Raw genomic sequence first — 24,083 nt, 5'->3', positions numbered from 1 at the left:
ATCCCATCACGGCCGTCCGACATTGAACAGGGGACTGATCAGTTTTCGCGGGCCGCCGGGTCCGCCGCGGCGTCCGCGGCGAGCTCGGGGGAGCTCCCGCCCACCATGACCACGGCGCTCGCGGTCACGACCAGACCCATGCCCACGAGCTGCAGGCCCGTGAGCGCCTGCCCGAGCACCAGCAGCCCGGCGAGGGCCGCGACCGCGGGCTCCAGGCTCAGCAGAATCCCGAAGACCTTGGGCGGGATGGCCCGCAGTGCGAGCAGCTCGAGGGAGTAGGGGACCACGGAGGAGAGCATCGCGATCCCCACCCCCGCGCCCAGCACGCCCCACGTCAGGGCGGGGACGTGCGCCGTGAGGACACCCACCGGGGTGACCAGGACCGCCGCCACGACCAGGGCCACGGCGAGACCGTCCAGCTGGTCGAAGTGCCGGCCCGCGGAACGGCTGCCCAGGATGTAGGCGGCCCAGCCCGCCCCGGCCAGCGCCGCCCAGGCGATGCCGGCGAGGTCGAGCTCCGCCCACGGCACGGTGAGGGCCTGGGAGATGAGCACGATCCCGCCCAGGGCCGCCGCCACGGCGAGGACATCCCGGCCGCGGCGGGAGAGCACGGCGGACAGGGCAAGGGGGCCCAGGAACTCGATGGTCACGGCCACGCCCAGCGGGAGGGTGGCCAGGGACTGGTAGAAGGCGAAGTTCATGCCGGCCAGGGCCGCCCCGAAGAACAGGCCGGACCGCCACGCCTCCCGGCTCCGGCCGCGCAGCCGCGGCCGGATGACGGCCAGCATGATCGCGGCGCTGATGAGCAGCCGCATGGTCACCGTGGCGGACGCCCCGATCAGGGGCACCAGGACGGCGGCGAGGGCCCCGCCGAACTGGACGGAGACGACGGCGGCCAGCACGTAGAGGGTCGGGCGCAGCCGGGGGCCGCGGGCGGGAGCGAGGGTGGTCACCCGTTCAGGGTAGAGCTCCCCGGCGGCTCTGCCGTCACCGGCGCTCGCCGAGACGCAGGGCGCCGTGCACGGGATCGCGCTCGAGCACCCGCAGCTCCCCGAGACCGCGGGCCGCGACGGCCTGCTGCAGCCGGTCCCGCAGCATCGGCTGGTGCCGTGCCAGGCCACCGCCCACCACCACGGGGCCGGTCAGTTCCAGCCGCCGGGACACGGTGGCGGCGAGGTCGGCCAGCGCGCCGGCCGCGCGCTCCACCAGCTGCAGGGCGTCGTCGTCGTGCGCCGCGACCTCGAAGGCGACCCGGGAGAGCCCGGCCCAGAACCCGCGGTCCGCGCCGCTGTGGAAGCGCTCGATGAGCTGACCGGGCTCGGGAATCCCGCAGTGCGCCAGCACTGCCCGGTCCAGGGCGTCGGGTCGCAGCCCGTCGTCGAGCCGGGCGAGGGCGCGGCGCACGAGTTCCCGGCCCAGCCAGTAGCCGCTGCCCTCGTCGCCCAGCAGGTGCCCCCAGCCGCCGGCCCGGGCCTCCCGGCCGTCCGGGGCGGCGCCCCAGGCGGCGGAGCCGGTGCCGGCGATGACCGCGATGCCGGTGCTGCACCCGCCGGCGGCCAGGACCAGCCGGGTGTCGTGCACGACGACGATCCGCGCCGCACCCGTGTGCGGGGCGATGAGCGCGCGCAGCGCCTCGGCGTCCGCGGGCGTGTCGACGCCGCCCGCCCCCGCCACGACCACGTCCGCGGCGGAGGCGCCCAGCTCACCGAGGACGCCGGCCAGGGCGCGGGAGGCCTGGGCGAAGCTGACGTTCTGCACGTTGGCGCTGCCGCCGACGGCCTCCTGCACCGGGAGGCCGTCCTCGGCCCGCAGGCCGTGGGTCGTGGTGCCGCCGATGTCCAGGCCGATGAGGATGGTCATGGGTCCATCCTGCCGTGCGCGGCCGGGCAGGCCCAGGGCACGACGACGCCCGACCGGGCGCCGGTGCGAACCGGCCCGATCGGGCGTCGTGGACCGTGTCCGGTCAGGCCGCGAGGGCCAGGGGCGCGGGGCGCAGGCGGCAGTCCTCGAAGGAGAACAGCCGGCGGACGCCGGTGCCGGCCTCCAGGACCCACAGGACGCCCAGGGGGTGCGAGACCTGCCCCACGGTGCCGACGCAGCTCTCGTAGAACTCGTCCCAGATCTCGAGCCGGTCACCGGGCTGGATTTGGCTCAGGTCGGTCATCCACTTCTCAGCAGCGGTCATTCCGCCACCTCCCATCAAGTCTTCGTTCATGTGTGCTTCCATGGTGCACTGTCCGCGGTGACCTGCGCAGCAACCTCGATTTGACAAACGGCCCGCGGGTCTTGACCTTCGTCACACCCCCGTCCGGTCGGCAACCTGCAACGGTTGCCGGAGGGGTCTCGAGGGCGGCGTTCTGTGACGGCCGTCCCGGCCGGGCGCGTGAACAACAACACGTCACGAATTCGTCGTCGCACACCCTCATCCGTGTCGTGCGCGCCCTCGCGCCGGGTGCTCAGCCCTCGGAGTCCTGCGCTCCGTCCGGATCGGCCGGCTCCCGCAGGTGCCGGTCGAAGAACGCGACGATCCGGCGCCGGGCGTCCTGGGTGGCCGGATCGTCGTAGGCCGTGCGGCTGAACCGGCCGAGCACCCGCAGCATCGGCGAGAGGTCCTCGGGGTCGTGGTCGTTCATGAAGCCGTGACCCACCCCGGGGTAGATCCTGATGTCGTGCGCCACCTCGGTCTCCGTGAGGATGCCCTCCAGGCGGCGGCCGGCGTCGGCGCCCAGGGGAGTGGTGTCCGCCCCGCCGTAGCTGCCCACGATGGGGCAGGCGTCCGGGAGCCACTGCTCGGCGCCCTCGGGGCACCCGCCGTAGTTCGTGCTCGCGGCCGAGAACCCGTGCTCCACGGCGAGGGCGAGCGCGTAGCCGCCGCCCATGCAGAAGCCGACGACCCCGATCCGGCCCGTGCAGTCGGGGCGCGCGGTGAGCCAGGACCGCGCCGCCTCGACGTCGTCGAACGTGCGTCCCCGGCGGGCGCCGATGTCCTTCATAATCGTGCGCAGGCAGCGGAGTCGGCCGCCCCAGTGGAAGAGGTCCGGGGCCACGGCGAGGAACCCCGTGCCCGCCAGCCAGTCCGCCTGGTGGCGCAGGTCCTGGCTCATCCCGGTGAAGTCGTGCACGAGCACCACCCCGGGCCAGGGCCCCGGGCCGTCGGGCACCGCCACGTGGACGGGCATCTGCCCGTGACCGGTGGCCACGAGGACGTCGCTCATGGCCCGTCAGGCCTGCCGGGCGTGCACGGCGTCGGCGGAGCCGGCCGCCACGAGCCGGCGGCGGTAGGACATGCCGCCGACCAGCGCCACCACGAACAGCACCGACATCACGACGAGCAACGGCCACGGGCCGAACTGGTAGATCAGCGGCACCGAGGCGGCGGTGATCAGCCCGCCGCCGAAGAACGGTTCGAAGAACAGCTGCTTGTAGCCGAAGGCCTCCATCGCCGGGCTCTCGTCGTGCGGGTCGGCGATGCGCATCAGGATGAGGCCGGTGGCGGTCACGCCCATGGACTGGCCGAAGTCCGCGATGCCGCGCTCGAGCCAGTAGTCGGGGATGACCTTGGGCACGAAGAGGAGCAGGAAGCCGGTGCAGAAGACGACGCCGGCGACGGACAGGACCAGGAAGACCTCCCAGTTCGCGGCGATCGCGGTGAGGGACAGGGTCGCAATCGCGGCGAGGATCAGGAAGTCGAGGGCGAGCCCCTGGATGCGCAGCATCATCTGGTGGTCCAGCAGGTGGCCGATGCCCCGCCAGTCCATGACCAGCTGCACCACCACGCCGCCCAGCATGGCGAGCGGGAACAGGGGCACGAACGCGAGCAGCTCCACGGTGTCCGCCCACAGGGCCTGCTCGACCCACTGCAGGGCCGTGAGGATGAGGTAGCCGATGAGAATCGCGATGCCCACCACGGCCACGTGCAGGGTCAGCGGCTCGATCGAGGCCGGCCGGGAGGTCATCATGGCCGCGGGGATGTTCTCGTCCCGGCGGTAGAGGCCCTTCTGCTCCTCGACGGACTGCTCCACGTTGCCCTTGAGCACCTTGGTGCGCCCGGTGCGCACACCCCAGTTGATGACGGCGATCCCGATGACGATGCCGCCCACCAGGCCGATCGTGGCCATGCCCAGGGCCAGGTCCGCGCCCTCCTCGAAGCCGAGCTCCTCCATCACGGGGCGCATCCCGGCCGCGGTGCCGTGGCCGCCCTCGAAGCCGATCTCGATGAGGGCCCCGGCCATGGGGGAGATCCCGAACAGGGGACCGAGGACCGCGATCACCAGCAGCAGGCCGACGACGTACTGGCCGGAGCCGAAGGCGAGACCCACCGACAGCTGCGGGCCGGCGAGCCGGGCGACGCGCCGCGGACCGGGGATGGGCGCCCCGAGGAAGAGCGTCGCGAAGACCACGCTGATGAGCAGGCTGGGCAGGGCGGCCCAGACCTCGAGGATCTCCGGGGTGAACACGCCCCCGTCCGCGAGCCAGCCGACCCCGGCGGCCTCCCCGGCCCGGCCCAGGACCTGGGGGCCGGCGAGCAGGGCGAGGAAGCCCGCGATGATGGAGCTGGGCAGGAAGATCTTCTGGATCCATCGCACCCGGACCCGCAACCACTTCCCCACGAGGAACAGCGCTGCCAGCAGGATCAGGGCGAAACCGACGTGGTCGGGGCTCATGGCGGGCTCCTGGGTCGAAGGCTCGTGCGGTCGGGCCAGTCTACGCACGCGTGTCCGGCGGCACACCCGGGGCCGCCGGGGCGGGCGCCCGCCCCGGTACCCTGGCAGGCGTCCCCTCTTCCCCTGCCCAGGAGCACCTGTGACGCCCTCGTCGCCCCCGGACCGTCCCTCGACACCGCCGGCCACCACGACCACCGCCACGACCACCCCCGGCGGGGAGGTCCGCCGCAGCATCCCGGGCAACGTGGTGCGCGGCGCGCTCATCGGCGTGGTCGAGACCGTCCCCGGGGTCAGCGGCGGCACCGTGGCCCTCGTGGTCGGCATCTACGATGAGCTCATCAACTCCGCCGGGCACGTGGTCTCCGCCGGCAGGCGGGCGCTGCTCGGGCCCGACCGCGCCGCCGGGGTGCGGCACCACCTGGCCCGGGTCCACTGGCGGATCGTGGTGCCCGTGGTGATCGGCATGGTCGCGGCCCTGCTCACCGTGGCCGGGCCCATGAGCCACCTCGTCGAGGAGTACCCCGTCACCATGCGGGCGCTGTTCTTCGGCATGGTCCTGGCCTCCATCGGGGTGCCCCTCCGCCTGGCGGGCGGGGCCCTGCGGGCCCGGGACGCCGCCGTCGTGGCGCTCGCGGCCGTGCTCGCGTTCGTGCTCGTGTCCGTCCCGCCCACCACGGTGGCCCCCGCGCCGCTGCTCATCGTGCTCGCGGCCATGGTCGCGGTGTCCGCGCTGCTGCTCCCCGGGCTCTCCGGCTCCTTCCTACTCCTGACGATCGGGCTCTACCAGCCGACGCTGCGGGCCGTCGACGAGCTCGACCTCGGCTACCTGTCCCTGTTCTTCCTCGGGGCGGTCCTGGGCATGGTGGTCATCGTCAAGGGCCTGCAGTGGCTCCTCGACCACCACCACCGCGTCACCATGCTGGCGCTCACCGGGCTCATGCTCGGCGCCCTGCGCACGCTGTGGCCCTGGCAGCTCGAGGACCGCACGCTGCTCTCCCCCGAGGGGGACTGGTGGGTCCAGCTGCTCGCGGCGGCGGCCGGCTGCGTCGTCGTCCTCGCCCTGCTGGCCGTCGACGCCCGCACCCGGGCGCGCACCGGGCACGGCTCCCAGGAGGAGCTCGCCGGCGTCGAGTCCGGCGACGACGCAGCGGACAGCACCCGGTAGACGGCCCCGGGCCGGCCGCGACAGACTGGCGGGAGACACCTCGCCCGCGGCTCCCCCGGAGGAGGTCCGGCAGCGCCCATGGAGCACCTCACGCACTTCTCCCGGGAGTTCCTGAAGGCCCTGCGGAGTCTGCTGCCCATCGTGGTGGTGGTCGTGGTGTTCCAGCTGGCCGTGTTCCGGGACGTTCCGGAGCAGCCCCTGCGGCTCGTCGCCGGGCTGCTGGTCGTGGGCGTCGGCATCGCCCTGTTCCTGCAGGGCCTCGACCTCAGCGTGTTCCCGGTCGGCAAGAACCTGGCCAACCAGTTCGCCCGCCGCGGCGCCCTGGGGCTTCTGCTCCCGTTCGGCTTCGCCATCGGCTTCGCCGCCGTGGTCGCCGAGCCCGCGCTGATCGCCGTGGCCGAGCAGGCCGAGCTCGTCAGCGAGGGACGGATCAGCGCCCTCGTGCTGCGCCTCGTCATCGCCGTGTCCGTGGGCGCGGTGCTCGTCCTCGGCATCCTGCGCATCCTGCGGGGCTGGGCGGTGCAGAGGCTGCTGCTGCCCGGCTACGTGCTCGTCCTCGTCGCCACGTACGTCGCCCCGCCGGAGATCGTGGGCCTCGCCTACGACTCCGGCGGCGTCACCACGAACATCGTCACTGTGCCCCTCATCGCCGCCATCGGGATCGGTCTCGCCAACTCGATCCGGGGCCGCAGCGCGCTCTCGGACGGCTTCGGCCTCGTGGCCCTGTGCGTCATGGTGCCGATGATCGGCGTGCAGCTGTACGGGATCTGGGTCTACACGTTCGGCGACGCCGAGGCCGTCGGCGCCGCCGGGTCCGGGGGCGCCCCGGTGCACTGGGCCCTGGAGCACGTCCTGGGGCTCGCGGAGATGGTCCGGGACGTGCTGCCCATGGTGCTCGTGGTCCTGTTCTTCCAGTACGTGGTGCTGCGGCGCGGCGTGGCCCACCCGCTGCGCGTGGCCGTGGGCTTCGTGATGGTCCTCGTAGGGCTGTACGCGTTCGTCGTCGGCCTCAAGATGGGGCTCTTCCCCATCGGGACGATCATGGCGGAGCAGCTGATCGAGCGCGGAGCGCCCGCCCTCATCCTGCTCTTCGCCCTGCTCATCGGCTTCGCCACGACCATGGCCGAGCCGGCCCTGGTGGCCATCGGCGAGCAGGCCGAGGCGGCCTCGCCGGGCCGGATCAGCGGTTCCGCCATCCGGCTCGTCGTGGCCGTCGGCGTGGCGGTCGGCATCACCCTGGGCGTGTACCGCATCCTCGTGGGAGCACCGTTGCACTACGTGATCATGGCTGCCTACGCCGTGGTCATCGTCCTGGTCCTGCTGGCGCCGAAGCACATCGTGGCCCTCGCCTTCGACCTCGGCGGCGTCACCACCTCGGAGGTCACCGTGCCCCTCGTGACCGCCCTCGGCATCGGGCTCGCGGGCGCGATCGAGGGCCGGGACGTGCTGATCGATGGCTTCGGCCTGATCGCCTTCGCATCCATCTTCCCGATCATCTCGGTGCTCGGGTACGCCATGATCCTGGAGAGGATCCCCCGCCTGCAGAAGGAGCCGACATGAAGTTCACCGCCGTGGTGGTCATCGCCCCCGACGAGCTCGAGGACACCGTCATCGAGCAGGCCCAGCACGCCGGGGCCACGGGGGTGACCATCCTCCCGGGCAAGGGCATCGGGGGCGAGACCAAGCGCACCTTCTTCGGCCTGACGTTCGAGGGCGCCCAGACCGTGCTCCTGATGGTCGTGGGCACGCACCTGGCCACGCCCATCCTCAAGGTGATGCACGACCTGCTCGTCGACGGCGGCGGCGGCTCCCGCGGCATCGCCTTCAGCATCCCCATCGACCACCTCACGGGCATCGACATGCAGCAGGTCGCCCGGTTCGAGGAGCACATGCGCCGCGAGGGCGCCTGACCCGACGCCCGTCCGAACCCCGATCGAGCTCCGTCCGAGATTCCCAGGAGGAACCCCGTGCTGACCGTCAAGGACGTCATGGTGCGCGACGTCATCACCATCTCCCCCTACAGCACCCTGCGGGAGGCGCTGTCGACCATGAGCACCCGCCAGGTCAAGAGCCTGGTGGTGGAGCCGCAGCACCCCCACGACGGCTACGGGTTGCTCAGCTACAGCGAGCTGCTGCAGGCCATCGTGGCGGAGGAGGGGGACGTGGACCTCCTCAACGTCTACGACGCCGCGGTCAAGCCGGTGGTCACGGTCGGCGAGGACCTGTCCGTGAACCAGGCCGCGGCGCTGATGACCCGCTTCCGGCTCAACCGCCTGGTGGTGGTCCAGGGCAACGAGCTCATCGGGCTGCTGGCGATGAACGACATCCTGGCGCGGCTGATCAGCGACCTCACCTGACCGGCCCGCCTGCGACATCCCCGGCCTCGAGGGCCCCGAGAGCGGCGGGCGGCCGTCCCGCGCGCTAACGGGTCGTGTTCTGTCCGTACGAGCGGCGCGTTCCGACAGGACGCGACCCCTCGCGGTGGCAGGAGGCAGAACGCGACCCCTCGCGGCGGCGGGGGGAGGCGGAGCACGGCGAAGGGCCCCGGTGTCGACTGTGACACCGGGGCCCTCCGGGTGGTTCGACGGCTGAACCGTGCTGCTACATTCCGTCCTTGAAGTTCTTGCCCGCGTCCTTGACGTTCTCGCCGGCCTGCTTGGCGCTGCCGGACAGCTTGTCCGCCTGGCCCTCGGCCTGGAGGTCGCGGTTGTCGGTGGCGTCGCCGACCTTCTCCTTAGCGGTGCCGCTCGCCTTCTCCGCGGCGTTGCTCAACTTGTCTCCGAGTCCCATGGGCTCTCCCTCCGGTCGGTGAACAGGTGCTACCAGCGTAGACCCCTCAGCATGCTGAGGGAACAGGCGGGGCGCCTCGGAAGGGGCGTTCCCCCCAGGGCGAACAGCGGCCGCTCAGCGCTCCGGGACGTCGAGGCCGGCCGCGGTCAGGCGCTCGCGCAGCCAGGCCGGGATCCTGCGGTCCATCCTCCGGTAGCGCCCGAGGTGCCGGCGCCAGTCCTCCGCGGCGACCGGGTGCGGGGCGTGCGCCGGGAGGGCGGGGTCGTCGTCGTAGTTGAGCACCAGCTCCACGCCGGGGCGCTGCCAGCGCCGCCCGGCCACGGTGACGATCAGCGTGGCGGACAGCCACGACCCGTCCACGAGATCGGCGTAGTCCTCCTGGAGGGCCCGGGCCAGCCGGCGCGGGGTGCTGCGCAGGCCCTCGGCGTCCACGGGGCGGCGGGTCGTGCGGTCGCCGCGGACCTCCCGCACCTGCAGGCGCAGGTCCCGGCCCACGCTCAGGACGTCCAGCACGAGCGCGTCCCATCCCGGCTCGGTCCCGTGGGCGCGGACGAGCCACCGGGCCAGCCGGTCGATGGTCCTGCGCTGCCGGGGGCTCTGGAGTCTGTCGGTCCGCACGGCCACACGCTAGCAAGCGCCGGGCCGGCTGCTCAGTCCGCCGTGATCACCACCTTCAACGCCCGGTGCTGCGCGGCGTTGCCGAACAGCTCGTAGGCCTCCTCCATCCGGGACATGGTGAAGCGGTGGGTGGCCATCGCCTTCGCGTCCAGCCGGCCGGAGCGGACCATGTTGAGCAGGTTGCCCACGGTGCGGCAGTCGACCAGGCCCATGTTGATCCGCACGTTGGAGATCCACATTTTGTCCAGGGGCAGCTCCACCGGCTTGCCGTGCACGCCGGCGTTGGCCACGGTGCCGTAGGGCCGGACCACGTCCAGGCAGGTCCGGAAGGTCTGGGGCACGCCCACGGCCTCGATGGCCACGTCCACGCCGAGACCGTCCGGGGACAGCGCCCTGATCCGCTCGACGGCGTCCGGGTCCCCGGCGTTGACCTTGTCCGTGGCCCCGAGCTCGAGGGCCTTGTCCATCCGGTGCTCGTCGAGGTCCACGGTGATGACGCGCCCGGCGCCGCAGAGGTTCGCCGTCATGACCGCGCCCAGGCCCACCGGCCCCGCGCCCACGATCGCGACCGTGTCGCCGGGCTTCGTGTTGCCGTTGAGGATGCCGATCCCGAAGCCCGTGGGCAGGGCGTCGGTCAGGAACAGGACGTCCTCGTCGTCGAGGCCCTCCGGGACCTTGTGCACGGAGGTCTCCGCGAACGGCACGCGCACGTACTCGGCCTGCGTGCCGTCGATGAGGTGCCCGAACACCCATCCGACGCCGCCCAGGGTCTGGCAGTGGGAGGGCTGGTTGTTCCTGCAGTAGGAGCACTTCCCGCAGTTGGTGACCGCGGGGATGATGATCCGGTCGCCGGGCTCCAGCCCGGTCACGGCGTCCCCGACCTCGGTGATCGTGCCGACCGCCTCGTGGCCGATGACCCGGCCGTCGACGACCGCGGGGACGTCGCCCTTGAGGATGTGCAGGTCGGTGCCGCAGATGGTGGTCGTGTCGACCTTCGCGATGACGTCGGTGGGGTCCTGGAGGGTCGGGTCCGGGACCTCCTCCCAGGCCTTGCGGCCCGGTCCATGGTAGACGAGTGCCTTCGTGGGGTCCTCCTTGGTTGCCGGTCCGGCGGGCTGCCGGGCCGCCCGTCCTCATCGTAGGCGCGAGGATCCCGGGCCGGCAGGGCTCACTGGTAGGAGACGAACCATGGCTGCGGCTCGATCGCGGACGTCTCCTCCGGCGTGAAGGTGGGCGTGTCCTCGTCGTAGAAGTTCTTCCACGCCATCCGGATCCCCTCCGGCAGGCCCTGCTGCAGCCGCTCCCACGTCCCTGTCTTCAGCTCCGGGGTGCCGTGGCCGTCGGCGTGCAGGACCAGTGCGAGCTCCGGGCGGGAGGCGTCCACGAGGTGGCGGTTCGTGATCATCGACTCCGCGAACTGGTGCAGGACCACCACCTTCTGCGGCAGGTCGTTGTCCCGGGTCAGGCCGGCGAGCCACGCCGTGGTCGCGTTGATCTCCGCGGCGTCCACCGAGCCGATCTGCACCATGTGCACCTGGTCCGGTCCCAGCCGCCACTCCGGGTCCAGGGCCAGGCCCACGTTGGGGAGCTCGAGCAGCTCCTGGTACTGCTGCGCCTGGCTCAGGAAGTCCTGCCGGCCGGGCTGGAGGTCCAGCACCACGTAGACGCCGTGCTCCGCCGCGGCCTCCACGTACGGGCGCAGCTCCTCGACCGGGAGCTCCTCGGAGTAGTCCCCGTCCTCACCGGGGCCCGCGGAGGCCGTGGTCGCGATGATCTCGAACGCGGGGACCACCGGCACCTCGCTGAAGGGCTCGTACTGGGCGGCGAGCTCCTTGGCCCGGACGGCCGACTCCTCGGGGCCCTGCTCCCCGAGCACGCCCAGCGCCGGCGTCCCGGGGCGGCCGTACAGGGCGACCATCCGCCGGTCGGGGAACACCTCGGTGCCCCCGCCGATCAGCTCTGCGGGCTCCTCGGGCACGGGGGTCGGGGAGGGGGCGGCCGACGACGGCGACGCATCCGCCGCCGGTGTCGCCGCCGAGCCGCTGCCGGCGCCCTGGGCGCAGCCGGTCAGGAGGAGCGCGGCGCACAGGGCCGGGACGAGGGGGCGGGGCAGCGGCGAACGGGTCATGGTCTGTCCTGGGGCCGGGGGCAGGGGGGTCCGCCCAGCCTACGCACCGGCCGGTGCGCCGGGCGGGAACGGGACCCGGAACGGTGCCGGCCGCGGCGCGGGTGCGTCACGCGGCGACCCGGGCGGTCCTGGACCCCACGACCCGGGGCGGCCCGGGGCCCGGTGGCCCGCCGGACCTCAGGCGGTGCCGGGCTCCCCGGACCCGCCCAGCTCGCCCAGCTCCTCGAGCAGCCGCAGGCCGCGCTCGGCCCAGGCGATCTCCTGGTCGGCGCGGGCCACCTGTCCCTCGTAGGCGAAGACCTTGAACCGGGTGATCCGCTCCCACTGCTCCTCGGGGTTGGCCGACAGGCGGCGCGCCAGCGTGGGGCTCGTGCGGTCCTGGAGCGCCCTGATCTGCTGGAGGGCCTGCGCGCGCTGGTCCCGGTAGTGCTCGATGTGGGCGTGCAGCTGCGCGGCCGCAGCGCCGGGGGAGGCCCACTCGAAGTAGGCGGCCCGCAGGTGGGCGGGGTCCCGCTCCCGGACGTAGCCGAGCGGCTGGTCCTGCCACTGCCGCAGGGCGCGCTCGCCCTCGGGCGTGATCGAGTACTCCGTCTTGGTGGCCCCGCGCGAGCCCCACGGGACGGGGCGGCTCGTGAGCAGCCCCTCCGCGTGCATCTTGCGCAGCTCCGGGTAGATCTGCGAGTCGGGGGCGTGCCACACGTGGCCCACGGAGGAGCTGAACTGCTTGACCACGTCGTAGCCCGTCAGCGGCCCCGAGGAGAGCAGTGCCAGCAGGGCCGAGCGGAGGCTCACGGGCGGTTCCTTCCGTCGCAGCAGGGGTCGTCCTGCTGAGCCTAGCCGGGAGCCGTGCCCGTCACCCTTGCCACTCACTATGGGCATAGGTATTGTGTGTCCTGCGCCACGGACTATCTATGGAGATAGTGAGTGGATCGTGCTCGCCCCGGACCGCCCAGCAGAGGACCGCACCATGACCGTCGCCGCCACGAGGACCACCTCCACCGCCAAGCTCCTGTCCCACCCGCTCGACGCCTGGTACGTGGCCGGGTGGGACCACGAGATCACCGCCAAGGGCATCCTCTCCCGCACCGTGGCGGGACGTCCGCTGGCCCTGTACCGGACCGAGGACGGCCGTCCCGTGGCCCTGGCGGACGCCTGCTGGCACCGGCTCGCCCCGCTGTCCCAGGGCCGGCTCGTGGGCCGCGACGAGATCCAGTGCCCGTACCACGGGCTGCGCTACAACGCCGCGGGGCGGTGCACCTCGATGCCCGCCCAGGAGACGCTGAACCCCTCCGCCACCGTGCCCTCCTACCCGGTGCTCGAGCGCTACCGCTACGTGTGGGTCTGGCTCGGCGACCCCACGCGGGCGGACCCCGCCCTGCTGCCCGACATGCACCAGATGGACAGCCCGGAGTGGGCCGGCGACGGCGAGACCATCCACGCCCCCTGCAACTACCAGCTCGTCCTGGACAACCTCATGGACCTCACCCACGAGGAGTTCGTGCACTCCTCCAGCATCGGCCAGGACGAGCTGTCCGAGTCGGAGTTCGAGACCACCCACGACGAGCGCTCCGTGACCGTGACCCGCTGGATGCGCAACATCGACGCCCCGCCCTTCTGGCTCAAGAACATGCGGGACAAGTTCCCGGGCTTCGAGGGCAAGGTGGACCGCTGGCAGATCATCCACTACACCTTCCCCTCCACCATCTGCATCGACGTCGGCGTCGCCGAGGCCGGGACCGGGGCCCCGGAGGGGGACCGCTCCCGCGGGGTCAACGGCTACGTGATGAACACGATCACCCCGGAGACGGACCGCTCCTGCCACTACTTCTGGGCCTTCATGCGCAACTACCGCCTGGAGAGCCAGCTCATCACCACCGAGCTGCGCAACGGCGTGCACGGGGTGTTCGGCGAGGACGAGGCCATGCTGCAGGCCCAGCAGGCGGCCATCGACGCCAACCCCGAGCACGAGTTCTACAACCTCAACATCGACATGGGCGGGATGTGGGTGCGCCGCCTCCTCGAGCGGGCGCTCGAGGCCGAGGGCCGCCCCACCGCCGCCCCGACCGCTCCCACCGGGGCCTGAGGAGGGGCCGTGGCCGATTCCCAGCACGAGGTCTGGCAGCGCGCCGCCGTCGTCGCCGTCGAGGACGTCGCCGCCGGCATCCGGCGCGTCGTCCTGCGTCCCGACCAGCCCTGCCCGGTGCGGCCGGGCGAGCACGTGGACGTCCGCGTCCTCGTCCACGGCGAGCAGCAGGTGCGCTCCTACTCCGTGGTCGACGCCGACGACGACGGCGCGCAGCTCGCCGTCAGCGTCTTCCGCACCCCCACCTCCCGCGGCGGCTCCGTGTTCATGCACGGCCTCGAGCCCGGGCGGGTCCTCGAGATCACCCAGCCGCTGCAGAACTTCCCGCTGCGCGTGGGGGCCCCGTCCTACGTCCTGCTGGCAGGCGGCATCGGCATCACCGCGATCGCCGGGATGGCGGCGCTGCTGCGCCGGCTCGGCGCGGACTACCGTCTCGTCTACGTCGCCCGCTCCCGCGCCGCCATGGCCTACCTCGACGACCTGCGCGCCCTGCACGGGGAGCGGCTCGAGGCGCACGTCGACGACGAGGGCGGCCCGCTCGACGTCCCGGCCCTCGTGGCCGGCGTGCCGGAGGGCGCCGAGCTCTACATGTGCGGCCCCATCCGGCTCATGGACGCGGTGCGCCGCGCCTGGGCCGGGCGGGAGCTGGACCCCACGAACCTGCGCTACGAGACCTTCGGCAACAGCGGCTGGTTCGAGGCTGAGCCGTTCGTGGTCCGCGTCCCCCGGCTGGGCGCCGAGACCGTCGTCGGCCCCGACGAGTCCCTGCTCGAGGCCCTCGAGCGGGAGGGCCTCGACATGATGTCCGACTGCCGCAAGGGCGAGTGCGGGCTCTGCCAGGTCAAGGTCCTCGGCCTGGCCGGGCGGATCGACCACCGCGACGTGTTCTACTCGGACCGGCAGAAGCAGACCGGCACGTCCATGTGCTGCTGCGTCTCGCGGGTGGTCTCCGCCGCACCGGCGGCCGATCCCGGCGAGCGCCCGGCCGCCGTCCTCACCATCGACGTCCCCTGAGAGGCTCCCCATGGACATCCGACACCAGATCGACGCATCCAGGATGTCGTCGTACCAGTGGCTCATCATCGCGGTGACCACGTTCCTCAACGCCCTCGACGGCTACGACGTGCTCGCCATGGCGTTCACGGCCACCTCCGTGACCGAGGAGTTCGGGCTCTCCGGCTCCCAGCTGGGCTGGCTGCTCAGCGCCGGGCTCATCGGCATGGCCGTGGGCTCCCTCGTCCTCGGGCCCTTCGCGGACCGGTACGGCCGGCGGAGGATCCTCGTGCTGGCCCTCGCCGTCAACGCCCTCGGCCTGTTCCTGTCCACCACGGCCGGGTCCGTGCTCGAGCTCGGGCTGTGGCGCGTCGTCACCGGCCTGGGCGTGGGCGGCATCCTCGCCTCCGCCACGGTGATCACCAGCGAGTACGCCAGCGCCCGCCACCGCGGCATGGCCGTGAGCATCTTCACCGCGGGCTACGGCGTGGGCGCCACCCTCGGCGGCATGGGCGCGACCCAGCTGATCCCCGCCTTCGGCTGGCGCTCCGTGTTCCTCACCGGCGGCTTGCTCACCCTCGTGGCGATCGCGCTCGTGCTGGCCGTGCTGCCCGAGTCCGTGGACTACCTCCGCACCCGGCGGCCCGCTGGCGCCGTGCAGAAGCTCGACCGCATCGCCCGGCGCCTGCGCCTCGAGGGGGAGGTCGAGCTCGGCCCCGTCCCGGCCGGTGCCGGCGAGCGGCGGAGCAGCGTGGGCCTGCTGCTCAGCGGCCGCTACCGCACCGCGACCCTCCTGCTGTGGGCGGCCTTCTTCGTCATCATGTTCGGCTTCTACTTCGCGAACTCCTGGACGCCCCGGCTCCTCGTGGAGACCGGGATGACCGAGCAGCAGGGCATCATCGGCGGGCTCATGCTCACGATGGGCGGCACCTTCGGGTCCCTGCTCTACGGGGCGCTGACCACCAAGTGGGACGAGCGGCTGACCTTGATGGCCTTCACGGTGCTCTCCGCCGTGACCCTCGTGCTGTTCATCACCACCACGTCCGTGCCCCTGCTGGCGTTCTCCAGCGGCGTGGTGGTCGGCATGCTCATCAACGGCTGCATCGCCGGGCTCTACACCGTGGCGCCCATGACCTACGAGCCCGGCATCCGGACCACCGGCGTGGGCTGGGGCATCGGGGTCGGGCGCGCCGGGGCGATCCTGGCCCCGATCGCGGTCGGCGCGCTGCTGGACACCGGCTGGACCCCCACGCAGCTCTACCTCGGCGTGGCGGTGGTCGTCGCCCTCGCGGCCCTGGCCCTCATCCGGCTGCGCCCCTACGAGGAGCCCGCCGAGGAGTCCGACGCCCCGGCCGGCGGGTACCCGGGGCTCACCAGCCCCGGGTACCCGGAGCGCCCTTGAACGGGCCCACCACCCGCGAGGTGATCCAGCCTCCGTAGAACCCGCCCTCCTGCGGGGGCACCTGCTCCCCGGCGACGAGGCACCGGTCCATCAGTCCGGGCATCAGGGCCACGTGCCCGCGCAGGGACTCGAAGCCGGGCGCGGGGGAGGGGTAGGCCCAGGCCGCCCGTAAAGCGGTGCGGTCCCCGCCCCGGACGTCGAAGTACGCCGCCGCACCCTTCCACTCGCACCACGAGCTCTCCTCGCACGGGACCAGGCTGCCCTCGGCAAAGGCATCGCGGGGCAGGTAGTAGGTGGGCGGGTGGCTGGTCTCGAGCACCCGCAGCGCGGCCGTGGTGGAGGCGATGCGCTCGCCGCCCAGCCACACCTCCACGTGCTCCCGGGCGGGCTCCGTCCGGGGCGGCCGCGGATAGTCCCACACGGACTCCTGGCCGGGGCCGGGGACGTCGGGCCGGGGTCGTCTCATCTGCGCTCCGTCCGGACGCCCTCCCGTCCGCGCCGGGCGGCGAGGCCATGGAGCGTCACAATGCGGTGAGTCCTGCATCACTATGCTACGGCGCATGACGAGGTCTTGGAAATGCTTGTCCCGGAAAATATATGGTCCTCAGGTGCTCATCTCAGGTCTCATCATCGGCGCCGCCCTCGGGTTCGTTCTCCAGCGCGGCCGTTTCTGCGTCACCGGCGCGTTCCGCGACGTCTGGATCGCGAAGAACACGTGGTGGCTGTCCGCCTTCTTCGTGGCCATCGCCGTCCAGGCGGTCGGCATCTGGGTGCTGAATGCCCTCGGCGTCATCACCCTCGAGGCCTCGGCCTTCCCGTGGCTGGCCACGATCGTCGGCGGCTTCGTCTTCGGCTTCGGCATCGTCCTCGCCGGCGGCTGCGCCACCGGCACCTACTACCGCGCCTCCGAGGGTCTCGTCGGCTCCTGGTTCGCGCTCATCTTCTACGCGCTGTTCGCGACCATCTCCAAGTACGGCCCGCTGGCCGGGACCACCGAGACCATGCGCGGCGTCACGGTCGGGACCCAGGGCTCGATCCACGAGACCCTCGGCATCTCCCCGTGGGTGCTCGTGCTCGCCCTGGTCGGCGTCGCCGGAGTGTGGGCCCGCCACCACCTCACCAAGCCGCGGATGAAGATGGCCACGCTCCCGCCGGAGAAGACCGGCCTGAACCACCTGCTGTTCGAGAAGGCGTGGAACCCGTTCGCGACCGCCGTGGTGATCGGCCTCATCGCGATCATCGCGTGGCCCGCCAGCTGGGCCACCGGCCGCGAGTCGGGTCTCGGCATCACCACCCCGTCCGCCAACATCACGAGCTACCTGGCCACGGGCGACGTCGAGCTCGTCGACTGGGGCGTGTTCCTGGTCCTGGGCATCCTGATCGGCTCGTTCATCGCGGCCAAGGGCTCGGGCGAGTTCAAGATCCGCGTCCCCGACGCGCAGACGATCGTGCGCTCCATCGGCGGCGGCGCCCTCATGGGCGTCGGTGCGGCGTGGGCCGGAGGGTGCACCATCGGCAACGCCCTGGTCGCCACCGCCGCGTTCGAGTGGCAGGGCTGGGTCAGCTTCGCCGTCATGATCCTCGGCACCGGCGCGGCCGCCAAGCTCTTCATCGCCCCCCGCAAGAAGTCCGCCGCCCCGGGCCGCGTCCCGGCCGGCGTCTGATCCCGACCGACCCCCAACCCCAGGAGGCACCGCACATGGCACAGCACATCCTCGAGACCGACGGTCTCGTCTGCCCGTTCCCCGTGGTCGAGGCGAAGGCCGCGATGGCCGAGATGCCCGCCGGCGACGAGCTCGTCATCAACTTCGACTGCACGCAGGGCACCGAGGCCATCCCGCGCTGGGCGGCCGAGAACGGCTACCCCGTCACGCAGTTCAGCAAGCGCGGTGCGGCCGAGTGGTCGATCACCGTGCAGAAGGCCTGATCCCCCGGCAGTCCCACGCAGCGGCGGACCCCCGCGACCGAGCATCCTCGGGCGCGGGGGTCCGCCGTCGTCGGTGGTCCCGGTCACACCGGACCCTACTAAAATGAACAGTGATCATTTAGAGTGGCAGGCACCGCGTTCTCGCCCGCAGAGAGGAACCACCATGAGCGACGTCCTGCAGAACTACGTCGACGGCGCCTTCGTCGACGCCCACGGCACCGGCCGGATCGACGTGGTCGACCCCACCACCGGCACCACGGTCGCCGTCTCCCCGGTCTCCGACGCCACGGACGTGGACCGGGCCTTCGCCGCCGCCCGCGCGGCGTTCCGGAGCTGGAAGCGCACCACGCCGAGCGAGCGGCAGCTCCTGCTGCTCCGGCTCGCGGACGCGCTCGAGGCGCACAGCGACGAGCTCGTCGAGGCCCAGTACCGCAACACCGGCCAGCCGCGGCAGATGATCGCCGACGAGGAGGTCGCCGCCGGCGCCGACAACCTGCGCTTCTTCGCCGGCGCCGCCCGGACCCTCGAGGGCAAGGCCGCGGCGGAGTACCTGGGCGGGCACACCTCCTACGTGCGGCGCGAGCCGGTCGGCGTCGTGGCGCAGGTGACGCCGTGGAACTACCCGCTGCTGATGGCGATCTGGAAGCTCGGCCCCGCGCTGGCCGCCGGCAACACGGTGGTCCTCAAGCCCTCGGACACCACTCCCGAGTCCACCCTCGCCCTGGCCCGGCTCATCGACGGGATCTTCCCGGCCGGCGTGGTCAACGTGCTGCTCGGGGACGGCTCCACGGGCGCGCTCATGACCGGGCACCGGACCCCGGCCATGGTCTCGATCACCGGGTCCGTCCGTGCCGGCCGTGCCGTGGCCCTCGCCGCAGCGCAGAACCTGACGCGCGGGCACCTGGAGCTGGGCGGCAAGGCGCCGGCGGTCGTCTTCGCGGACGCCGACCTGCCCGCCGCGGCGAAGGCGCTCGTGGAGTTCGGCACCTTCAACGCCGGCCAGGACTGCACCGCGGTGACGCGCGTCCTGGTCCAGGACAGCGCCCACGACGAGTTCGTGCGCCTGCTCGCCGCGGCCGCCCGGGACATCGTGACGGGCGACCCGGACGAGTCCAAGAACTTCTACGGCCCGCTCAACAACGCCCGCCACTTCGAGGACGTGTGCCGCAAGCTCGCCGAGCTGCCCGAGCACGCGAGCGTGGTCACCGGCGGGAAGCCGGTGGCGGGCTCCCCCGGCTACTTCTTCGAGCCCACCGTGGTGTCCGGGGTGCGCCAGGACGACGCCCTCGTCCAGGAGGAGACCTTCGGCCCGGTGCTCACCGTGCAGCCCTTCGCCACGGAGGAGGAGGCGCTCGAGCTGGCCAACGACGTCGACTACGCCCTCGCCTCGAGCGTGTGGACCACCGACCACGGCACGGCCATGCGGGTCTCCCGCGAGCTCGAGTTCGGGTGCGTATGGGTCAACACCCACGTCATGCTGGTCTCCGAGATGCCGCACGGCGGGTTCAAGGACTCCGGCTACGGCAAGGACCTCTCGCTCTACTCGGTCGAGGAGTACACCCAGGTCAAGCACGTGATGCACGCCCTGGACGCCTGAGCCGGCGCGGCCGGGGCTCAGTCCTGACCGGCGGATCCGTCCTGCCGGCCGGCCCGGTCCCGGGCGGCCGCCAGGCGCAGCCGGAAGCCCTCCAGCATGGCGGTGAGGGCCGCGTCGAAGGCCGCGTCCGCCGCGGCGGTGGCGTCCGCCGGCCGCGCCTGCACGGCGTCGGCGAACACCGGAGCGAGGTCCGCGCGCTCCCCGGGGTCGAAGATGTCGGCGGGCGCCGTCGCGTCGTACGCGGCGCCGAAGACGAGCGACTCGATCGAGACGATCACGTCCACGATGCTGGCGCGCTCCCAGCCCGCGTCCGCGAGCCCGGAGGCCACGGTCTCGTACATCTGCAGGGTGTGCGGTGAGTCGGCGACCGGCTGGACGGCCATGATCGGGATCATGGCCGTGTGCTGGGCGTAGCAGTCCCGGTAGGACCGCGCCCAGCTCTTGAGGGCCTGGTCCCACGGGACGGTGCCGAAGGCGGAGCAGTCGATGCCCTGGTTGATCGCGTCCTGGACCCGGATCAGCACCTCGCGCTTCGACGGCGTGTGGTTGTACAGGGCCGAGGTGGAGACCTTCAGCTCCCGCGCGAGCTCGGTCATCGTCAGGTGCCGGTAGCCCCGGGTGGCCACGATCTTGATCGCGGCCTTGGTGATCCGCTCCTCGGAGAGCACCGGATGGCGCGGGCGACCGCGACGCCGAGGGGCTGGGCCGACGGGAGCCATGAGCAGATCCTCCTGCGGTCGGGGCATGTGGCGCTTCCTCCTGAGTCTAGGTGCAACGAGTTGGTGACGGCTCTTGACGAGCACGGGTCGGAGCCCATTTAATGAATCTAATTCATTTTAGTGTGAAGGAGAGCACAGTGACCGATCAACGCACCCTGGGCAGCGAGACCGCGATCGAGCGCGACGTCGTCGTCGTGGGGGCCGGCCCCGCCGGGCTCATGGCCGCCCGCACGCTCGTGGCCGCCGGGCGGACCGTGGCGGTCCTCGAGGCCCGCGACCGCGTGGGCGGGCGGACCTGGTCGAAGACCGTGGACGGCGCGTTCCTGGAGATCGGCGGGCAGTGGATCTCCCCCGACCAGACCGAGCTGCTGGCGCTGGTCGACGAGCTCGGCCTGGAGACCTTCCAGCGCCACCGCGAGGGCGAGTCCGTCTACCTGGCGCCGGACGGGACCCGCCACACCTACACCGGCTCGATGTTCCCGGCGGGGGAGTCCACGATCGCCGAGATGGAGAAGCTCGTCGGGCTCCTGGACGGGCTCGTGGCCGAGATCGGCGCCACCGAGCCGTGGGCGCACCCGGCGGCCCGGGAGCTGGACACCATCTCCTTCCACCACTGGCTGCGGCAGCACTCCGACGACGAGGCCGCCTGCAGCAACATCGGGATCTTCGTGGCCGGCGGGATGCTCACCAAGCCCGCGCACGCGTTCTCCGCGCTGCAGGCCGTGCTCATGGCCGCCTCCGCCGGGTCCTTCTCGAACCTCGTGGACGAGGACTTCATCCTCGACCGGCGCGTGGTCGGCGGCATGCAGTCCGTCTCGGAGACCATGGCGGCGGAGCTGGGCGAGGACGTCGTCTTCCTGGACACCCCGGTGCGCACGATCCGCTGGGCCGGTGACGGCGGGACCTACGCCGAGCACGTCCCGGGCACCCCGGTGACCGTGTGGTCCGACCGGCTCACGGTGCGGGCGGAGGACGTGGTCGTGGCCGTCCCGCCCAACCTCTACTCCCGGATCTCCTTCGAGCCGCCCCTGCCGCGGCTGCAGCACCAGATGCACCAGCACCAGTCGCTGGGCCTCGTGATCAAGGTGCACGCCGTCTACGAGACGCCCTTCTGGCGGGACAAGGGCCTCTCCGGCACCGGCTTCGGCGCCCACGAGCTCTCCCAGGAGGTCTACGACAACACCAACCACGGGGACCCGCGCGGCACCCTGGTCGGCTTCGTCTCGGACGAGCGGGCCGACGAGCTCTTCGGCCTGCCCGCCGAGGAGCGCCGCCGGCTGATCCTCGAGTCCCTCTCCCACTACCTGGGGGAGGAGGCCCTGCACCCGGTGGTCTACTACGAGTCCGACTTCGGCTCCGAGGAGTGGACCCGCGGCGCCTACGCCGCCAGCTACGACCTCGGCGGCCTGCACCGCTACGGCGCCCACCAGCGCACCCCGGTGGGCCCGATCCGCTGGGCCTGCTCCGACCTCGCGGCCGAGGGCTACCAGCACGTCGACGGCGCCCTGCGGCAGGGCCGGCTCGCCGCGGCCGAGGTCCTCGGCGCCGGCTCGCTGACGGGCGCGGAGCGATGACCACCGCCGGGGTGCCGCGCTACGCGGTCGGCTACAGCGGCGACCGGCGCAGCCGGGACGCCGTGCGGCTGGGCGCCGCGCTCGCGCGCGACGTGGGCGCCGAGCTCGAGATCGTCCTGGTGCTGCGCGCGGACGACCCGTACCAGCAGGTCTACCCGCCGGTGGGGGACATCTCTTCCGTGCTCCGCCGGCAGGCCCACCAGTGGCTGCGCGAGGCCGCCGCCCTGGTGCCCGAGGGGATCACGGCCCGCACCCACGTGCGGGAGACACGGTCCGTGCCCACCGGCCTGGTCGAGGCCGCCACCGAGCTGGGGGCCGCGATGATCGTGGTCGGCGCCGGGACGGGCGGCGGCCGCTTCACCCTGGGCTCGGTGGTGAACGCGCTGCTGCACAGCTCGCCGGTCCCCGTGGCGCTCGCCCCGCGCCGGTATCCCGGGGACGAGCCGCTGACCCGGGTCTACGCCGCCGTGGGCACCCGCCCCGGGGCGCACCAGGTCATCCGGGAGGCCGCCGAGGCGGTCGAGCGCTCCGGCCTGGAGTTGGAGCTCCTCTCGTTCCTCGAGGGCGAGGCCGCGGACCCGGGCGCCACCGAGCAGGCCCGCCGGCGCGTCGAGGAGCACCTGGAGGCCGCAGCGGCCGAGGCCCGCCGGACCGGGCTCGTGACCGTGCGGGTCGCCTCCGGGCGGACCCTCGAGAAGGCCGCGCAGGACGTCGACTGGGCTCCCGGCGGCCTCCTGCTCATCGGCTCGTCCCGCCTGGCCCAGGGGCGGCAGACCTTCCTGGGCACCACCGCAGCACGGCTGCTCAAGCACGTCCCGGTCCCGATGGTCGTGGTCCCACGGCCGGCCACGGACCCCGCCCACGCCCGGACCGAGAAGGAGACCGCGTCATGAGCACCGCACCGCTCGTCGAGCAGCAGAGCACGCGTCACGAGAAGGGACTCAGCAAGGGCTCGGTGGGCCTGCTGGGCTCCGTGGTCATCGGCGTGTCCACCATCGCGCCCGCCTACACACTCTCCGGAGCCCTCGGGCCCACCGCCGCTGCGGTGGGGACCCACCTCCCGGCCATCCTGCTGGTCGGCTTCGTCCCGATGCTGCTCGTGGCCATGGGGTACCGGCAGCTCAATCGGGCCATGCCCGACTCAGGCACCACCTTCACCTGGGTCTCGAAGGCCTTCGGCCCGTGGATCGGGTGGATGGGCAGCTGGGGTCTGCTCGCCGCCACCATCCTGGTGCTCTCCAACCTGGCCGGCATCGCCGTGGACTTCTTCTACCTGGCCCTCGCCCAGATCACCGGCAACGACGCCATCGCGGAGCTGACCCGCAACGTGCCCGTCAACGTGGCCACCTGCCTCGCGTTCGTGGCGCTCGCGGCGTGGATCTCCTACCGCGGCATGGAGGCCACCAAGGTGGTGCAGTACGTCCTCGTGGTCTTCCAGCTGCTCGTCCTGCTGTGGTTCGCCGCCGCGGCCTTCGGCCACGTGGGCGGCGGCACCGCCTTCGAGGGCCTCGCCGTGCGCGCCGAGTGGTTCAACCCCTTCGGCGTGGAGTCCTTCTCCGCGTTCGCCGCGGGCGTGTCCCTGTCCGTGTTCATCTACTGGGGCTGGGACGTGGTGCTCACCCTCAACGAGGAGAGCAAGGACTCCACCACCGGTCCCGGCCGCTCGGCCATCGCGACCATCCTCGTCATCGTCGCCCTCTACATGGCCGTCTCGCTCGCCGTGCTGTCCTACTCCGGCACGGGCGGCGCCGAGCTCGGCCTGGGCAACGCGGAGATCCAGGAGAACGTCTTCGCGGCACTCGCCGGTCCGGTGATGGGTCCCTTTGCGATCCTCATGTCCCTGGCGGTGCTGTCCTCCTCCGCCGCGTCGCTGCAGTCCACGATGATCTCCCCGGCGCGCACCATGCTCGCGATGGGCCACTACGGGGCGCTGCCGGCGAAGTACGCCCGGATCACCTCGCGCTTCCAGTCCCCGGGCTACGCCACGATCGCGGCGGCCGTCATCGCCTCGGTGTTCTACGCGGTGATGCGAGTGGTCTCCGAGAACGTCCTGTGGGACACCATCACCACCCTGGGCATGATGGTCTGCTTCTACTACGGCGTCACCGCCCTGGCCTGCGTGTGGTACTTCCGCGGCGAGGCCTTCCGCACCGCCACGGGGTTCCTGACGAAGTTCCTGGCGCCGCTGCTCGGCGGGATCCTGCTGCTGGTCTTCTTCGTCCAGACCTCCTACGACTCCATGGACCCGGAGTACGGCTCCGGCTCGGCGATCGGCGGGGTCGGGCTCGTGTTCGTCCTCGGCGTGGGCATGCTCCTGCTCGGGGTCGCCGTGATGCTCGTCCAGTACCGGCGCAACCCTTCGTTCTTCCGCGAGCGCTTCGAGACCACCGAGCTGCCGGTCCTCGACTGAGGGGCGGACGGCC

At 72.4% G+C, this 24,083-nt stretch carries 24 protein-coding genes and 1 pseudogene; 13 read left to right on the top strand and 12 right to left on the bottom strand.

Annotated features, from left to right (window positions below; all coding sequences use genetic code 11):
• Window positions 1-38 precede the first annotated feature (38 nt).
• From RF647_RS13225 to RF647_RS13205, 5 genes are all read right to left on the bottom strand, one after another.
• A complete protein-coding gene (locus tag RF647_RS13225; RefSeq protein ID WP_368812103.1) occupies window positions 39-953 on the bottom strand; it encodes a DMT family transporter in 915 nt (304 codons plus the stop codon).
• Window positions 954-987: 34 nt separating this feature from the next.
• Entirely contained in the window at window positions 988-1,860 is an 873-nt protein-coding gene (locus RF647_RS13220) for an N-acetylglucosamine kinase (RefSeq protein ID WP_368812102.1), read from the bottom strand.
• Between the two features lie 103 nt (window positions 1,861-1,963).
• Complete coding sequence (locus RF647_RS13215; RefSeq protein WP_035925329.1) at window positions 1,964-2,185, bottom strand: hypothetical protein; 222 nt, start codon at window positions 2,183-2,185, stop codon at window positions 1,964-1,966.
• Between the two features lie 271 nt (window positions 2,186-2,456).
• Entirely contained in the window at window positions 2,457-3,215 is a 759-nt protein-coding gene (locus RF647_RS13210) for a dienelactone hydrolase family protein (RefSeq protein WP_368812101.1), read from the bottom strand.
• A 6-nt stretch (window positions 3,216-3,221) separates the two neighbouring features.
• On the bottom strand, window positions 3,222-4,664 hold the full coding sequence (locus tag RF647_RS13205; protein ID WP_368812100.1) for a sodium/glutamate symporter: 1,443 nt from the start codon (window positions 4,662-4,664) through the stop codon (window positions 3,222-3,224).
• A gap of 139 nt (window positions 4,665-4,803) precedes the next feature.
• Between RF647_RS13205 and RF647_RS13200 the strand changes: the two genes are divergently transcribed.
• The 4 genes from RF647_RS13200 to RF647_RS13185 all read left to right on the top strand — a co-directional run bounded on the left by RF647_RS13200 (window position 4,804) and on the right by RF647_RS13185 (window position 8,186).
• The gene (locus tag RF647_RS13200; protein ID WP_368812099.1) at window positions 4,804-5,829 is read left to right on the top strand and encodes a DUF368 domain-containing protein; all 1,026 of its coding nucleotides are present in this window, start codon (window positions 4,804-4,806) and stop codon (window positions 5,827-5,829) included.
• Window positions 5,830-5,907: 78 nt separating this feature from the next.
• Window positions 5,908-7,389: a DUF1538 domain-containing protein gene (locus RF647_RS13195; RefSeq protein WP_368812098.1), complete on the top strand. Its 1,482-nt coding sequence runs from the start codon at window positions 5,908-5,910 to the stop codon at window positions 7,387-7,389.
• Entirely contained in the window at window positions 7,386-7,739 is a 354-nt protein-coding gene (locus tag RF647_RS13190; protein WP_368812097.1) for a transcriptional regulator, read from the top strand. Before RF647_RS13195 ends, RF647_RS13190 begins: the two co-directional genes overlap by 4 nt.
• 57 nt (window positions 7,740-7,796) lie before the next feature.
• Window positions 7,797-8,186, top strand: coding sequence for a CBS domain-containing protein (locus RF647_RS13185; RefSeq protein ID WP_109221844.1), 390 nt, complete (start codon window positions 7,797-7,799; stop codon window positions 8,184-8,186).
• Window positions 8,187-8,430: 244 nt separating this feature from the next.
• Here RF647_RS13185 and RF647_RS13180 read toward each other — a convergent pair whose 3' ends face one another.
• From RF647_RS13180 to RF647_RS13160, 5 genes and pseudogenes are all read right to left on the bottom strand, one after another.
• Entirely contained in the window at window positions 8,431-8,619 is a 189-nt protein-coding gene (locus RF647_RS13180) for a CsbD family protein (protein WP_368812096.1), read from the bottom strand.
• A 114-nt stretch (window positions 8,620-8,733) separates the two neighbouring features.
• Complete coding sequence (locus RF647_RS13175) at window positions 8,734-9,237, bottom strand: hypothetical protein (RefSeq protein ID WP_126350465.1); 504 nt, start codon at window positions 9,235-9,237, stop codon at window positions 8,734-8,736.
• A gap of 32 nt (window positions 9,238-9,269) precedes the next feature.
• A pseudogene (locus RF647_RS13170) lies at window positions 9,270-10,319 on the bottom strand (alcohol dehydrogenase catalytic domain-containing protein); the annotation flags it as partial.
• 86 nt (window positions 10,320-10,405) lie between these two features.
• Window positions 10,406-11,365, bottom strand: a complete 960-nt coding sequence (locus tag RF647_RS13165) for a hypothetical protein (RefSeq protein ID WP_368812095.1) — start codon at window positions 11,363-11,365, stop codon at window positions 10,406-10,408.
• A 177-nt stretch (window positions 11,366-11,542) separates the two neighbouring features.
• Window positions 11,543-12,157 (bottom strand): PadR family transcriptional regulator, encoded by a 615-nt coding sequence (locus RF647_RS13160; protein ID WP_368812094.1) that lies wholly within the window; start codon window positions 12,155-12,157, stop codon window positions 11,543-11,545.
• A gap of 175 nt (window positions 12,158-12,332) precedes the next feature.
• Here RF647_RS13160 and RF647_RS13155 point away from each other — a divergent pair, with 175 nt between their 5' ends.
• The 3 genes from RF647_RS13155 to RF647_RS13145 are packed head-to-tail and all read left to right on the top strand — an operon-like array spanning window position 12,333 to window position 15,843.
• Window positions 12,333-13,448: a Rieske 2Fe-2S domain-containing protein gene (locus RF647_RS13155; protein ID WP_368812093.1), complete on the top strand. Its 1,116-nt coding sequence runs from the start codon at window positions 12,333-12,335 to the stop codon at window positions 13,446-13,448.
• A gap of 9 nt (window positions 13,449-13,457) precedes the next feature.
• Complete coding sequence (locus RF647_RS13150) at window positions 13,458-14,462, top strand: 2Fe-2S iron-sulfur cluster-binding protein (protein WP_368812092.1); 1,005 nt, start codon at window positions 13,458-13,460, stop codon at window positions 14,460-14,462.
• A gap of 10 nt (window positions 14,463-14,472) precedes the next feature.
• A complete protein-coding gene (locus tag RF647_RS13145) occupies window positions 14,473-15,843 on the top strand; it encodes an MFS transporter (protein ID WP_368812091.1) in 1,371 nt (456 codons plus the stop codon).
• Here the strand turns inward: RF647_RS13145 and RF647_RS13140 are convergent.
• Entirely contained in the window at window positions 15,812-16,309 is a 498-nt protein-coding gene (locus tag RF647_RS13140; RefSeq protein WP_368812090.1) for a DUF427 domain-containing protein, read from the bottom strand. The two genes, RF647_RS13145 and RF647_RS13140, sit on opposite strands and share 32 nt — an antisense overlap.
• A gap of 142 nt (window positions 16,310-16,451) precedes the next feature.
• On the opposite strand from RF647_RS13140, the gene RF647_RS13135 reads away from it, so the two are divergent.
• The 3 genes from RF647_RS13135 (at window position 16,452) to RF647_RS13125 (ending at window position 19,367) form a co-directional block, all read left to right on the top strand.
• Window positions 16,452-17,507 (top strand): YeeE/YedE family protein, encoded by a 1,056-nt coding sequence (locus RF647_RS13135; protein ID WP_368812089.1) that lies wholly within the window; start codon window positions 16,452-16,454, stop codon window positions 17,505-17,507.
• Between the two features lie 35 nt (window positions 17,508-17,542).
• On the top strand, window positions 17,543-17,770 hold the full coding sequence (locus RF647_RS13130) for a sulfurtransferase TusA family protein (protein WP_017833997.1): 228 nt from the start codon (window positions 17,543-17,545) through the stop codon (window positions 17,768-17,770).
• A gap of 163 nt (window positions 17,771-17,933) precedes the next feature.
• On the top strand, window positions 17,934-19,367 hold the full coding sequence (locus RF647_RS13125; protein WP_368812088.1) for an aminobutyraldehyde dehydrogenase: 1,434 nt from the start codon (window positions 17,934-17,936) through the stop codon (window positions 19,365-19,367).
• 17 nt (window positions 19,368-19,384) lie between these two features.
• On the opposite strand, the gene RF647_RS13120 is transcribed toward RF647_RS13125, so the two are convergent.
• Complete coding sequence (locus RF647_RS13120) at window positions 19,385-20,113, bottom strand: TetR/AcrR family transcriptional regulator (RefSeq protein WP_368812087.1); 729 nt, start codon at window positions 20,111-20,113, stop codon at window positions 19,385-19,387.
• Between the two features lie 110 nt (window positions 20,114-20,223).
• Between RF647_RS13120 and RF647_RS13115 the strand changes: the two genes are divergently transcribed.
• From RF647_RS13115 to RF647_RS13105, 3 genes are read left to right on the top strand one after another with little or no spacing between them, the layout of a single operon-like run.
• A complete protein-coding gene (locus RF647_RS13115) occupies window positions 20,224-21,660 on the top strand; it encodes a flavin monoamine oxidase family protein (protein WP_368812086.1) in 1,437 nt (478 codons plus the stop codon).
• Window positions 21,657-22,553 (top strand): universal stress protein, encoded by an 897-nt coding sequence (locus tag RF647_RS13110; protein WP_368812085.1) that lies wholly within the window; start codon window positions 21,657-21,659, stop codon window positions 22,551-22,553. The genes RF647_RS13115 and RF647_RS13110 overlap by 4 nt, the downstream gene beginning before the upstream one ends.
• Complete coding sequence (locus RF647_RS13105; RefSeq protein WP_368812084.1) at window positions 22,550-24,070, top strand: APC family permease; 1,521 nt, start codon at window positions 22,550-22,552, stop codon at window positions 24,068-24,070. The genes RF647_RS13110 and RF647_RS13105 overlap by 4 nt, the downstream gene beginning before the upstream one ends.
• Window positions 24,071-24,083 lie beyond the last annotated feature (13 nt).

The sequence above is a fragment of the Kocuria sp. CPCC 205263 genome (assembly GCF_040981075.1).
GTDB lineage: Bacteria > Actinomycetota > Actinomycetes > Actinomycetales > Micrococcaceae > Kocuria > Kocuria rosea.
The sequence above is the reverse complement of the archived record's forward strand: the minus strand, read 5'-3'. Positions and strand labels throughout refer to the sequence as shown.